This is a genomic window from Leptospira noumeaensis, from assembly GCF_004770765.1.
In the GTDB taxonomy this organism is placed as follows: domain Bacteria; phylum Spirochaetota; class Leptospiria; order Leptospirales; family Leptospiraceae; genus Leptospira_A; species Leptospira_A noumeaensis.
Genome location: NZ_RQFK01000038.1, coordinates 41,155 through 54,323, shown reverse-complemented (window position 1 = coordinate 54,323; position 13,169 = coordinate 41,155). Strand labels below are relative to the sequence as shown.

The 13,169-nt window shown below is 37.4% G+C and carries 11 protein-coding genes; 7 read left to right on the top strand and 4 right to left on the bottom strand.

What is annotated here, in order from left to right; genetic code table 11:
* Positions 1–865 (bottom strand): glucan biosynthesis protein (locus EHQ24_RS19090; RefSeq protein WP_167483108.1); only part of this gene is annotated, 865 nt, incomplete at its 3' end.
* A gap of 142 nt (positions 866–1,007) precedes the next feature.
* Between EHQ24_RS19090 and EHQ24_RS19085 the strand changes: the two genes are divergently transcribed.
* From EHQ24_RS19085 to EHQ24_RS19070, 4 genes are read left to right on the top strand one after another with little or no spacing between them, the layout of a single operon-like run.
* A complete protein-coding gene (locus EHQ24_RS19085; protein ID WP_135603184.1) occupies positions 1,008–2,486 on the top strand; it encodes a hypothetical protein in 1,479 nt (492 codons plus the stop codon).
* Complete coding sequence (locus tag EHQ24_RS19080) at positions 2,483–4,276, top strand: hypothetical protein (protein ID WP_135603183.1); 1,794 nt, start codon at positions 2,483–2,485, stop codon at positions 4,274–4,276. The genes EHQ24_RS19085 and EHQ24_RS19080 overlap by 4 nt, the downstream gene beginning before the upstream one ends.
* 12 nt (positions 4,277–4,288) lie before the next feature.
* Complete coding sequence (dgcR, locus tag EHQ24_RS19075; RefSeq protein ID WP_135603182.1) at positions 4,289–5,185, top strand: diguanylate cyclase DgcR; 897 nt, start codon at positions 4,289–4,291, stop codon at positions 5,183–5,185.
* A 9-nt stretch (positions 5,186–5,194) separates the two neighbouring features.
* Entirely contained in the window at positions 5,195–6,241 is a 1,047-nt protein-coding gene (locus tag EHQ24_RS19070; RefSeq protein ID WP_135603181.1) for a serine/threonine protein kinase, read from the top strand.
* 20 nt (positions 6,242–6,261) lie between these two features.
* Here the strand turns inward: EHQ24_RS19070 and EHQ24_RS19065 are convergent, their stop codons facing one another.
* On the bottom strand, positions 6,262–7,050 hold the full coding sequence (locus tag EHQ24_RS19065) for a TrmH family RNA methyltransferase (RefSeq protein ID WP_135603180.1): 789 nt from the start codon (positions 7,048–7,050) through the stop codon (positions 6,262–6,264).
* Between the two features lie 146 nt (positions 7,051–7,196).
* Positions 7,197–7,730, bottom strand: coding sequence for a dihydrofolate reductase family protein (locus EHQ24_RS19060; protein ID WP_135603179.1), 534 nt, complete (start codon positions 7,728–7,730; stop codon positions 7,197–7,199).
* Between the two features lie 60 nt (positions 7,731–7,790).
* On the opposite strand from EHQ24_RS19060, the gene EHQ24_RS19055 reads away from it, so the two are divergent.
* A complete protein-coding gene (locus EHQ24_RS19055; RefSeq protein WP_135603178.1) occupies positions 7,791–8,330 on the top strand; it encodes a TetR/AcrR family transcriptional regulator in 540 nt (179 codons plus the stop codon).
* A gap of 189 nt (positions 8,331–8,519) precedes the next feature.
* Complete coding sequence (locus EHQ24_RS19050; RefSeq protein WP_135603186.1) at positions 8,520–10,262, top strand: PAS domain-containing sensor histidine kinase; 1,743 nt, start codon at positions 8,520–8,522, stop codon at positions 10,260–10,262.
* 126 nt (positions 10,263–10,388) lie between these two features.
* Here the strand turns inward: EHQ24_RS19050 and EHQ24_RS19045 are convergent, their stop codons facing one another.
* On the bottom strand, positions 10,389–10,616 hold the full coding sequence (locus EHQ24_RS19045) for a DUF167 domain-containing protein (protein WP_135603177.1): 228 nt from the start codon (positions 10,614–10,616) through the stop codon (positions 10,389–10,391).
* Between the two features lie 353 nt (positions 10,617–10,969).
* Here EHQ24_RS19045 and amt point away from each other — a divergent pair, with 353 nt between their 5' ends.
* Positions 10,970–13,057 carry an ammonium transporter gene (amt, locus tag EHQ24_RS19040; RefSeq protein ID WP_135603176.1) on the top strand — a complete coding sequence of 696 codons (2,088 nt, stop codon included), beginning with the start codon at positions 10,970–10,972 and terminating at the stop codon, positions 13,055–13,057.
* Positions 13,058–13,169 lie beyond the last annotated feature (112 nt).

Genomic DNA, 13,169 nt, shown 5'->3' with positions numbered 1-13,169 from the left:
CCAAAATTGGATTGTCTGATTCTCCGTATAAATACATGGAAGTGATGGGTGCAAAACCAAGGCGTTTGATTTTTTTGCGTAAGTATATTTTTGCACGAACATCTATGGTTGTAATTTCTCCAGGTTTTACAATGAACTCATAAGAACCAACAACTGATTCTCCATTCATGATTGCGTAGATGGTAATGGAGGTATCTGTTTTTTGTGGTCGTTTGATATAAAAACTTTCGAAGATCGGGAACTCCTCTCTGTCTTTTGGTCCTGTGTTTATGGTTAGTCCTCTCCCTGACAATCCATAAACTTGGTCTTTGGAAATGGCTCTAAAGTAAGATGCCCCTTGGAAGACTAAAAATTCTTCTAATGCTTCTTTTTGGTTGATGGGATAATGGACACGAAAACCCGTATAACGAAGTTTTTTAGACAGCTCTGCGAATTCATCGGAGAGTGGTAAATCTCCAAAATTGAAACGAGAGGCATCATAAGGAATTTCTACAGGTTTTTCACCAATGACTTCATAAATTTGAATTCCATTACTGTAGATATGACCTGGATGAAAAAAATGCAGTTGGTAGGGAAGGCCTAGATTTTTCCAAATGGCAACATCCGGTTTGTATTCGATTTGTCTATAGTCATCAAAGCTGATCCCGTCTAGTCCCGGAATTTTAAATTCAGGAGTTGGAGAGTATTTAGACTTTAATTTCTGTTTTGCGATTGCATCAACGGTATGAAAGTTGAAGGTTTCAGATGTTTTTGAGATGGCGAGCAAACTGGCAACTTTAGTTAAAGTCAGATCATTTTTTCGGATAACGATTATGACACACAATACCAAGGCAATGAGTGCAAGATATATGTTCAGTTTCTTCATAGGTGTAATGATAATTCTGTAATCTCTAAGGTCACTTAAATAAAAGGATGTGGTTTTTTTGCCTCACTAAACATGGATTAAGCAAGGAAACATAATTTTTATATTGCGTATTTAATTCGCTTCTATAACGTTCCCTCATCTTATGAAATTTGTTTCCTTCCTTTTTTGGTCTCTGGTTTTTACCACCTTATTCCTGCAATGTTCTGGTTCACAGAAAGCAGATAAAATTCTTGGCGAATCTGTAATCTCTGAGAACAAACCGCAATCATTCAAAAAAATTGCCCCTCTGACGGCAAACTCCCTTGGATCCAGAAAAAATCTCCTGGAACATGGATGGGCTGTCATTCCTTCCGGTAAAAATACTGTGGATCTAGCGTATGAAAATTTTGGGATCAGCTCCCGTGTCGCAAAAGCGATGGTTCTTGTTCATATGAAAAAACGAAGTGAAGATTACCCAGGAAAGTTAGGTGATACAATGAAAGCCGTGGCTTCTTGGACTCGTACTGGGTTTGATGATGCTTCTTCTAGGACTGAAGATATTTATGATGCTGGTTGGCAACTGAGTAAAGCAGAATGGAAGGTGTCTCGAGAAAGTTTTCAAGAAGCAGGATCACGGTTTGTCCAAGGGTATATTTATTTGGTACCAAAAATTGAATCAGACTACAAACAAATGTCAGCTGTTTTGGGAGAGGTGAATCGGAAACACAGTAAAGATGAAAATAAGATAAAAGAAGTTTTTGGATCTACTTTGCAAAAAAATTCTAATCAAATTGTTTCTGCATGGAGTGATTCGTTTGCAAAAGCATCTAATGAGTTTACAAGAAACTATGAAGAGTCTGGAGAACGTGGGAATTCTCTTTTGGCACTAATTGATATTTTCCAGGGATATTCTGTCGCACTGAAAGAAGTAATGATATCACCAGTCGCTAAAACGGGAGCAGGTACAGGGGAGATTCTTGTTGTTAACGGAGTTTATGTTCCTCTATCTCTATCAATGAATTTTTCATCCAGAGCATTGATTTCAACGGGAGTTGTATTTTATTATTCCACTAGGTCTGGTTATCGAGTGTTTTCACCGACATTGGAAACGGGATTATTTAGTTCGATTGGAATTTTGTCTGCAGCTTCTACTGTTCCAACATACACCACGGGAACAACACTCGCTGCTTTTAACCAGGTGACTTCTGTTGCGGGAACCACAGCTGGTGGTGTGATTGGTACTGCCGGTGGTGCAACTTACGATACAGGTGCATATGCGACAGGGATGGTTTATGATTTTGCTAAAGGAACATCGGAAGCCGGTGTTTATATGATGAGTTCTGGTTTGGTTTTGGGTTATGGAGCCATAACAGTCATTCCTCCGCAATTGTTATTAACAGCTGTCGATGGACCGATCTTAATCATCTATGATGGCCCTCGCGTTGCGATTGCAGTGGTAAGAGGCAACTATTCTGGGTTTGACGATGTTCCTACAGGGACAGTCATTAATTTAGAAGAAGCTAAAAAAGCAGGGAAAGTGAAAATCCTAACAGATGACCCCAAGATCATCAAAAAAGTATTGGATGCGGAAATCGCAGAACAATCAAAACGTGCGAAAGTAAAGGCTTCTGAAAAAAAATGAAATCAAAATTATACAAAAATCTACTAGTCTCTTTATCTCTTTTGGTTTTGCTCTTTAACTGCTCTGGTACAGATAAAAAGAATGAAGACCCACTTAAGAATACCAAAAAGTTAGCGATTGAAGGTCATACTTCTCTTTATTACCAAGGAGCCCTCCCGGTAAAAGGAACAAGCATTAAGTTCATTCCACCGTTTCATGAGTCGACGATATTTGTTTTAGATCAAAGGATCGGATTTGCCGGCGATGAATTCTCTCGTTCTGTTTTAAAAGCCCGTGAGTCTGTTGTGATCGTTAAAGATGGGACTAAAATGAGTTGGTCTGCTGCAGGAAAATTAAATGCCGGCGGGGAGGCTGCAGTTCAGTATCTGAGTGAAAACGCCACCAAACCAGGATTATTCATCATGTACACATCGATAGCAGAATCTTACGGAATGGTTGGATCATCGGTAGAACGAGGTATGGATGCTCATAAGGCGGTTGTGGCAAATTCAGTAGCCATTCGTAAGGAATGGGATGAATGGGCAGAGATGCAACTCAATCAAAAAGAGGCAGTAGATAATTCTCCTTCAACAAAAAAAAGATTCAATCAATACAAACAAGAGTTCCAAAATGTATTTGAGTCAACGGTTCTTGGGTATGTGGATTTGGATGATGCATTGAAGTCTTCTTATAATGAATCTTTTGACGATTTAAAATCTGGGGATTGGAAACGAAGGTTCTCTGAGATCGAAAATCTTCGTTCCTCTGTTTCTGAAAAAATTTTCGGAAATTGGAAAGAAACTATTTTTACTTTTGGTCAAGATACTTCCGAGGAGTTAGGTCGTGCTAAGGCAGATTTGGAATCCATTGCAGATAATGAAGGGGTTCCTGTTGCTTTGCTCAAAGCATTTTCAAGATTCACAAAGGCTTTGTTTTATGATACTATCATAAAACCTATCGGAAAAATAACCGTATTGTCCATCGGATATGTGACCTGGAATGGAATCATTTATCCTTCTGCAATTATCACCAATGGCGCTGGTACGGGTCTTTATTGTTTGGTGGAAACATTTGCTTTAGCGGGAAAAGGGGTTGTTTATATCACCGCACCTAGTGCTGAACTTGCATTAGGTGCTCTACTTAATAGCACAGAGGTTGTTTTAAGTGAATCAGTTCTCTCTATGGAAAAAGGTGCAAAAATTACTTCTGGAGTCGCCAGAAAAACCTCTGCATACTCTGTCAAAACAGCTGCTGTAGTTACAGAATCTTCGGGGAAATATATTCTGGCACCAATGAGTTTAGCGGGCGTTACATCTGGACAGACGGTTCTTGGTGGGGGACTTGCCATTGGTGGTGCTGTCACAGGGGCTACCGTGGCAGGAACATCCGCAACTGCACAAACAGTAACCTATACTTCTTCAAAAGTTGCTGCAGGAACTGTAGGAGTTGCCGGGACTGTTGCTTCTTTTGGGACAGGAACTACTTATGGGATTTACCAATTAACAAAAGCAGTTGGTGTTCCTACTGGAGTGGCAGTGGGATCCGGAGTTGTTTTAAGTTATGAATTTGTCTCTCATATTTCCGCCCATTCAGTGCTCGCCGTTGCTGATTGTACTTATTTAGTGTTATCCCTGGAAGGTGGCAAGTGGGTTGTTTATGGTGTCAAAGACGGATCCAAAAAAGCCTCTCGTTTGTTAACTGGTGCAGTGGTAGACCTAGATCAAATCCGTAAAGAAGGGGGAACTGTAGTAAAAGTTCCTATGGAAGAAGGCGAAGTTGAAAAAATACTAGGTAAAAAAAAGAAAAAATAAAATCATTGGACTATGGAGAAAGAAGGTAAAAAAATCCTTATCATAGAAGACTCTGAACTTCAGAGAAAACTTCTCAATCGTTGGATTACCAATCATGGGTATATCCCGTTGGAAGCTGTGAATCTTTCTGATGCCAGGGAGATCATCATCAAAGACCAAATTGATGTGGTTCTTTTGGATTGGGAATTGCCTGATGGATCTGGAATTGAACTTATATCGGAAATTTTTTCTTCTTCACCAGTCGGTTGGTTACCTGTCATTATGGTGACAGGCCATACGGAACCTGAAAATCTCAAACTTGCGATTGAAGCAGGTGCTACCGATTACATTACAAAACCTGCGAAGGAAATCGAACTTTTGGCAAGAATCTTTAGTGCCTTGCGAATGAAATCTTTGCACGATCAATTACGAGAGACTGCTATCCGAGATGTAATGACAGGTTTGTATAACCGTCGCTATATGGAAGATCGTATAGACCAAGAATTTCAAAGATGCAAAAGACATAAACACAACCTCTCTCTCGCAATGATAGACATTGATTTTTTTAAGAAAATCAATGATACCTATGGACATGAAACAGGAGATATTGTTTTAAAAAGAATTGCTTCTGAATTAAAATCATCTCTCCGTAAGTCGGATATCATTTCTAGATTTGGTGGTGAGGAATTTGTGATTGTGTTTCCCGAGACTGGGCTTGTAGATGCAACACGAGTTCTAGATAAAATTAGGGAAACGATTTCGGGTTTGGAATTAAATTCAGAGTCTGGACAAATTTTCAAAATTTCGTTTAGTGGTGGTATTGCCGGTGGGGATATCAGCCAAATTGAAACTCCACTTGAACTTCTCAGAACGGCAGATAAACTTTTATATGAAGCAAAGTCGTCTGGCCGCAATCGGATCATAAGTTAAATTATTAAATTGGACATCAATCATTCTTTTTACCAGCTAACGCCTGATTCGATACTCAACGCGATTGAATCTTTGGGTTACGAGCCCACAGGTCGATTTTATCCATTAAATAGCGTAGAAAATCGTGTTTACGATATTGAAACATCAAATTCCGGAAGAATTGTTGTTAAATTTTATCGTCCTGGTAAATGGAGCCAGTTTGAAATTTTAGAAGAACATGAATTTTTACAAGAGCTAACGTTAGGTGAAATTCCTGTCTTAACGCCCATATCCATCAAGGGGAAGACTTTATTCGAATGGTTGGGAATTTATTTCGCAATTTGGCCCTTACGTAATGGGAGGATTGTGGAAGAAATAACTGGTTCCAATTTAGAAAGAGTAGGCGCCTTACTTGGAAGGATTCATTCCATTGGAAAACAATCAGATTCCAAACATAGACCTGTGTTGGATATTCCTTCTTATGGATTAAAATCTTTAAATTTCATATTAGAAAATAATCTAATACCTAATCAAAGTTTGGCAGAGCGGTATAAAGTCACTGCACTTCGTTCTTTTGAAATTTTTGAATCTCTTGTGAAAGAATACCAAATTCCATTCCAAAGAATTCATGGAGATTGTCATAAAGGAAATTTACTCATTTCGCAAGATGGATATAGTATTTTAGATTTTGATGATTTTCTAACAGGCCCCATTGTTCAGGATTTTTGGATGTTGTTACCGTTAGGTGAAGAAAATCGGAAGGATGATTTGTTTCAGTTTTTAAAAGGTTACACTATGTTTGCTGACTTTGATGAAAACTGGCTACAGTTGGTAGAACCACTTCGTATTGTCAGATATGTTCATTATGCTGCTTGGATTGCGAAACGATGGAAAGATCCATCGTTTCCGTCACTATTCCCTCATTTCGGAACGGAAGAGTATTGGCTAAAAGAGACCTTGGATTTGGAATCTGCTAAAAAAGATTTAGAAGAGAATTCAGTGAATGAAACTCCATCTCCAAAAAATGTAGAACCGGAAATGACAAACAAAGATTTTTTTTGGGACTGGGAAAACTAAAAGACTACTTCTCCTGTTCATTATCCTATTAAATGTGATAAGGCAACGGCGAGTGCATGAGAAACATTTAAAGAATCAATTTTGTTTTTCATGGGTATATAAACTAACTCATTGGATAGGTTTAAGATATCTTTTTCGATCCCGTCTGCTTCATTTCCCACTACTAATACGAAATTATTTTGTTTTTTCATTTCATAGATGGATTTTGTTTTGGATAACAAAGTATCTCCGTCTCTGGGAAGGGATAGAGCTAAAATTTTGTTTCCTGTGTCTTGTAATTTGTGTATCGTTTCTGTTAGGTTATAAACTCTCACTAGCTGGATTTGAAAAAGTGAACCCATCGATACTCTTACACTCCGACGTAAATAGGGAGAAGCCGATTTGGAATCAAAGAGGATGGATTGGATTCCAAAAGCTGCCGCAGTACGAAGGATGGATCCAATATTTTCACTGTCGACAATCGAGTTGACAAGAAGCATCGGATTTTTGGTTTCTGAGATAGAATTCCATCGCTGGAATCCTACGGCCATAAATCCTTGGTGTACTGAAAAACCAATTGTCTCTTCAAAAATTCTTTTTTCTGCAACAAAACATTTGTTAGGGTCTTCAAGTTTGGATTGGATCAAGTCTTTGTGTTTCTCCAAATATTTTGGCATACAAAATACCGATTCGACACGGAGGTTTGAATTCAAAAGACGAACTGCTGTTTTTTCATGATCCGCAATAAATGTATCGGAGGGGTCTTCCTTTGCTTTGAGGAGTTGGTAGGAAGCAAGCCTTGGATCGAGAGGGGAGTGGATGATCTGCATTATGTCACATTGCCGCGGAAGAGCCCCCGCCCTGAATAGGGTGGTGGAGGCGGGCTTGTGGGCTTCTCCGGATTTGCCTAACACAAATCTCGCATTCCCGCAACCAATGATCTTTGTTACTAAAAATTTTTCCTAATAAGTTCATATTAGCTAATCTGATACATCGATTGGACAAATCCATTCGGAAATGGCAAAGTCCGAATGTGTTTTAATTTTATTTCTTGCTTACAATTTGTAAATAGCGGCAGCCCTGATCCAAGTAATATGGGAACCTGAGTGATTGTAATTTCATTTAACATAGATTTGTCTAAAAAACTTTGAATCACTAATCCTCCATCAATATAAGCTGATCTGATTTGTTTTTCCTCCAATGCTGAGTTGAGGTCATTCAAAGTTCCGTGAAAAATCTGAATAGGAAAGTGGGATTCATATTTATAATTTTGGTTCCGTGTTAAAACAAAAACTGGAATGGATTCAAAAGGGTATGTTTTAAAGGTTAATACAGTCTCAAAAGTGGCTCTACCCATAATGATACAGTCGATATTTGCCATAAACGACGAATAACCAAAATCATTGTTTTCGATTATATATTCTTTAGATGTTAGCCAGTCAATAGACCCGTCGGTTCTTGCGATAAACCCATCTAGACTAGTTGCAATAAATGCTTTATATTTTATCATAGGTAAAAATTACTCTACAGTGTAGATATTATATTCTACACTGTAGAGACCGGTTTGTAAATGAAACAAAAAATTATCCAAACAGCTCTAAAAATTTGTGAAAAAGATGGGTATGAATCCCTTAGCATGAGAAAATTAGCTACAAAATTAGAGTTGGATCCAATGGCAATTTATCATTACTTCGATAATAAAGAGGAACTAACAAAGGCAATGGTGAGACAAGTTTTTGACCGCTTTGAGCAAAAAACATTGATCAAATTCAAAAATCCAAAGTTGGCGTTAAAAAAATATCTGCTTGGGTATTGGAGTTTGTTTATTGAATATCCTGGTTTGTCTTTGTATTTAATCAAAAATTCTTATGATGGTTTCCCTTCTGTAGTTTCCCTTAACCAAAATTTACAGGACTTATTCAATGCAGTTTGTTCTAGCCATCATAATACGGAAAAAGTATTACATATCATGATCGATTTTATCCACGGCAATGCACTTGCAGTTTCTATAATTCCCAAAGGAAAGTTGAAAAACTCGAAATTCAGGCAGAACCAGAAGGAATTCGAATCCTCGTTAATTTACCTTTTGGATCAATTCATCAAACCATAACCGCCTAAGTCTAGTTTTAGGATTGTTTGCGAATTCTTGGTTTAGCAAATTTCCCGCTCTTTTTGTCATTTGTAGTTGATAAAATTACAATGAAAAAAACTATTTCTTTGGAATCTACAATTTCCAGACCACCCAATGAACATTGATCCTCGTACAGTCGTTTTTATTAATATCATCGGATGTTTGCTGATGTCGGGAGGTCTGTGGTTTGCAGCAAGAGGGTATTTTCAAAGACTACGTTTTGTAAAAGACTGGTCAATGGCAACTTTGATCCAGGCATTGGGATGGATTGTAATGGGAGCACTACGAGGTATGATCCCAGATTGGATTTCTATCAGTATCGGTAATACGCTGATTTTATTGTCTTTGGTATATTCCAATAATATAATTCTTGTTATGTTCGATAAAAAACCGATGTGGAAATTCGGTATTCTATCGGTAGTTGTTACTTTAGTTCTCTTGGTATTACATCAGTTTTCAGATTTTCCTCCTAAGTATAGGATTGCTATTATTTCTTTTGCATCCGGTTTACAATTGCTTCTGTCTTCGAAAACAATTTTAAGTGCTAATCGACAGTCTCGGCTCTCAAGTCGTTTTACAGGATTTTTCTTTTTGTCATGTGGTATTATTTTAATCTTACGTTTCTTGTATTATACATTTTTTGATGTTTCTATTTCGCAAATTGCATTTGGAAAAGGACCAATTCAAGATATCACATATTTATTTTTTTATGTAACTTCGGTCATGATGACATTTGGATTTTTGATGATGTGCATTGATATCTTTATTAAAGACAAAGAGGAAAGTGAACAAAAGTATAGGTTACTTGCTGAAAACACCACAGATGTGATTTGGGTTTTAAATTATGACGAACAAAAATATCTCTATGTTAGTCCCTCCGTTATCAACATCACTGGATTCACCTCAGAAGAAGTAATTACACATACTTTGCGAGATTCTCTTACACCTACATCTCTCCAATATGTTTGGGACGTTTTACCCAAACGAATCCAGGAATTTAAAGAAACGGGAGAAAGAATACCATTTAGCGATGAAATAGAGCAATACTGCAAAGACGGTTCTACAAAATGGATAGAAGCAAATACTGTATTTCAGTGGAATCCTAACGGAACAATCAATATCCTTGGAGTATCTAGAAATATTGATAAACGTAAAAAAACGGAAATCGAAAAAGACAAATTTTATTCTGAATTACAGTTGTTAAATCATACTAAAGATAAGTTTTTTTCTATCATCGCTCATGATTTAAAAGGCCCGATAGGTGGAATGAATACTTTTGCAGGAATGATTTTAGAAGACTTGGATACAAGACCGTTAAAACGTACAAAAAATGACCTCAGCATACTTTTCCAATCTTCTGGCGAAGTGTATGTATTGTTAGAAAACTTACTTACTTGGGCTCGCGCTCAAACAGGTGAAATTTCATTTTTCCCGGAATATATTTCATTATTTCGATCCATTGAATCTTCCATTGCATCTGCTTCTTTTTCAATTCAGAACAAATCAATCGTAGTAAAAAATTCAGTAGATCCTAAGGTTTCTGTGTATGCAGATGAAAAGATGATTGAAACAATACTGCGAAATTTAATTTCTAATGCAGTGAAATATTCGCACCCTGGCGGAGAAATTCATATTTTCTCGGAATCTATAGTGGACGATGTACAAATTGGTATCAAAGATTTTGGTACTGGTATGACAGAAGAAATTAAAAACAATTTGTTTCGTATCGATGCGAAACAAAAAAGTATGCCTGGTACAATCGGAGAAAGAGGTACCGCGCTTGGTTTGATTTTATGTAAAGAGTTTATCGAAAAACATGGCGGTAGTATTCATGTAGAAAGTCATTTGGGTAAGGGATCTCGTTTTAATTTCACCTTGCCAAAAGAATCAAGTGTTCCTATCCGAAGCTAACTTTTATTAACCCACCGTCATAAAATTTTTAGATAAAAATTAAGAACTCTTAAAACTACAAATTTATCATTTGAATCGGATTCTGTGAATTTAAAGTTCTGCCTTTTTTGAATCGATCGATCTTTTCTAATCTCGAAACAATATCGATACTTTTTTTGTTTTTGAAGTGAACCCCGATATAATTTCTATATTTCCTTTTGGAACTTTGAAATGTTTTGCAAGTTGTGCGATCAATTCTTCGTTGGCTTTCCCATCAACCGGAAGAGACTTTAGTCGGACAGTACATTCTGTTTCTGTAGTAAAGTCGATACCTGGGTTTTTATTGTTTGGTTTTACCTTTACTGTCAATTTCATAAAATCTTAAGTCCAATTATTCTTCCCTAATCCAATAGGGATTTTTTTGGGCGCCTCGGATCTGTTTGGTGAACAAAATTTTTTCGCGAAACGATCCCGCTCTCCGCTCCAATCTTTCGCATCTGCGAAAGGATTTCCGCTACGATCGGTGGCGCTGGAACAAAGTATAAGCAAGTTGCCCATATTGTAAACAATTTCAAATGATTTTTGATTGGTTGTTCTCTATTTAAAATAGATGTTAGGTGAAATAATCTAGAATTCGACTTGCTGGACTGAAAGAAACAAAAATCATTCCATTGGATCCAATGATTTAGATAGATTCATCTAAATAAAATTCGATTTAGAGGGTAGGGATGTCGGTTCAAAAAAATCTATTAGATATTTTATGGGTTCTAGTTTGTTCGGGACTTGTATTGATGATGCAAGGCGGTTTTTTAGTATTAGAGTCTGGACTAACACGCGCTAAAAATTCGATTAACGTGGCTATTAAAAACATAGCTGACTTTGGGGTGGCTACACTTCTATTTTATTTGTTTGGATTTGGAATCATGTTTGGATCTTCCTTCCATGGTATGTTTGGGACAGATTTCTTTTTACCCGCTTTTCCGAAAGACAATGCTTGGCCACCTACCTTCTTTTTGTTTCAACTCATGTTTTGTGGAACTTCTTCTACTATTGTTTCTGGTGCGGTTGCTGAACGTTTAAAATTTCCATCTTATCTTTTGGCAACAGCTCTTATTTCTGGAATTATCTATCCTGTTGTTGGTCATTGGGTTTGGGGAGGAACATTTCTTGAATCCTCCAGTGGATGGTTGGAACAATTGGGCTTTCATGACTTTGCTGGATCGACACAGGTACATAGTGTTGGAGGTTGGGTTTCTTTAGCGCTTCTTCTTGTTGTCGGTTCGCGTTTAGGAAGGTTTAAAGATGGTGAACCATCCACGGTGACTGGTAGTAACCTTCCATTGGCTATGTTAGGTGGAATTATACTATGGTTTGGATGGATGGGTTTTAATGGAGGAAGCACCCTCGCGTTTAATGGCTCAGTTCCGATAGTGATTTTAAATACCATAATTGCATCAGGGTTTTCTATGATGGTGGCTTTGTTTTTGACTTGGATCGTCAAAGGTTATCCGGAAGCAATCTCACCATTAAACGGATCTTTGGCGGGTCTTGTCGCCATCACTGCTAGTGCGGATTGTGTAGATCCAAAACAAGCTGCAATGATTGGTATGATTGCCGGTGGACTTACCATTCCAGCAGAGAAGTTACTTTTAAGATGGAAAATTGATGATGCGGTAGGTGCAGTTCCAGTGCATTTGGTTGGTGGACTTTGGGGAACATTAGCGGTTGGTATTTTTGGAGACATTGAATCGTTGGGAGCTGCTAATGGAAGATTGGATTTTATCCTAGTCCAAATTTTGGGTTCTTTTGTGGTAGGTATTTTTTCCTTTGGAGTCTCTTACATTATCTTTAGAGGGATCAATCGAATTTACCGCCTGCGGGTGGATGAAACTGAAGAAAGGATGGGTTTAAATATCTCCGAACATAAGGCCACAACAGAACTCATCGATTTATTTTTATCAATGGACTATCAACATAAAACGGGGGATTTAACTTTAGATGTTCCCGTGGAACCTTTTACGGAAGTAGGACAAATTGCAGAAAGATATAATTTGGTTTTGGGTAAAGTGCGTTCTACGTTAAAGGAAAATGAAGATTCTAGAGTAGAAATTGCCAACGCATACGAAAAGGTAAGGAATGAACAAGAACGAGCCGAAAAACTATTGTTAAATGTTTTGCCAAAAGCAATCGCTGAAGAGTTAAAAGAAAAACAAGGTTTAATTGCCAATAGTTATCCCGAAGTATCTGTGATATTTGCTGACATTGTAGGGTTTACTAAACTTTCATCCGGTCTGAAACCAGAGGCTGTGGTGCGTATTTTAAATGAAATTTTCTCTTACTTTGATGTTTTAGCTGAAAAGTATAAACTAGAAAAAATCAAAACTATTGGTGACGCTTATATGGCAGTGGCAGGATTACCAACTCCAGACCAATTCCATTCTTTACTCGCGGCACATATGGCTTGGGATATGAAATCATTGCTCTCAAGGTTACGACTTGGAAAAAGTGGACATAAACTTAGTATGCGAATTGGAATTAATACTGGCCCAGTGGTTGCAGGAGTCATTGGAACTAAAAAGTTTATATACGATATTTGGGGTGATGCTGTTAATTTAGCATCAAGAATGGAATCACATGGACTACCGAATGAAATTCAAATTACTGAGTCGACTGCAAAATTGATTCAATCTGATTTTGAATTGGAAGAGAGAGGAGAAATCGAAATCAAAGGGAAAGGTAAAATCAAAACTTTTCTCGTCAAACAAAGGATACGTGAACCAGAGGATAGTTTACCGTACTTTCAATTTGCTACATAGAAAGAACCTAAAGAAATTGAGGACAATAGAAGATGAATAATGAATGGATCGGGCTGTTGTACCCAATCCATTTTTTTATTATAGGATGATATGCAACTGTAATAAGATAATT

Excerpts from the sequence above, each read along its gene's own strand:
- EHQ24_RS19085 (WP_135603184.1), top strand. The coding sequence starts at position 1,008 with ATGAAATTTGTTTCCTTCCTTTTTTGGTCTCTGGTTTTTACCACCTTA.
- EHQ24_RS19080 (WP_135603183.1), top strand. The coding sequence starts at position 2,483 with ATGAAATCAAAATTATACAAAAATCTACTAGTCTCTTTATCTCTTTTG.
- dgcR (WP_135603182.1), top strand. The coding sequence starts at position 4,289 with ATGGAGAAAGAAGGTAAAAAAATCCTTATCATAGAAGACTCTGAACTT.
- EHQ24_RS19065 (WP_135603180.1), bottom strand. The coding sequence starts at position 7,050 with ATGCAGATCATCCACTCCCCTCTCGATCCAAGGCTTGCTTCCTACCAA.
- EHQ24_RS19060 (WP_135603179.1), bottom strand. The coding sequence starts at position 7,730 with ATGATAAAATATAAAGCATTTATTGCAACTAGTCTAGATGGGTTTATC.
- EHQ24_RS19055 (WP_135603178.1), top strand. The coding sequence starts at position 7,791 with ATGAAACAAAAAATTATCCAAACAGCTCTAAAAATTTGTGAAAAAGAT.
- EHQ24_RS19050 (WP_135603186.1), top strand. The coding sequence starts at position 8,520 with ATGTCGGGAGGTCTGTGGTTTGCAGCAAGAGGGTATTTTCAAAGACTA.
- EHQ24_RS19045 (WP_135603177.1), bottom strand. The coding sequence starts at position 10,616 with ATGAAATTGACAGTAAAGGTAAAACCAAACAATAAAAACCCAGGTATC.
- amt (WP_135603176.1), top strand. The coding sequence starts at position 10,970 with ATGTCGGTTCAAAAAAATCTATTAGATATTTTATGGGTTCTAGTTTGT.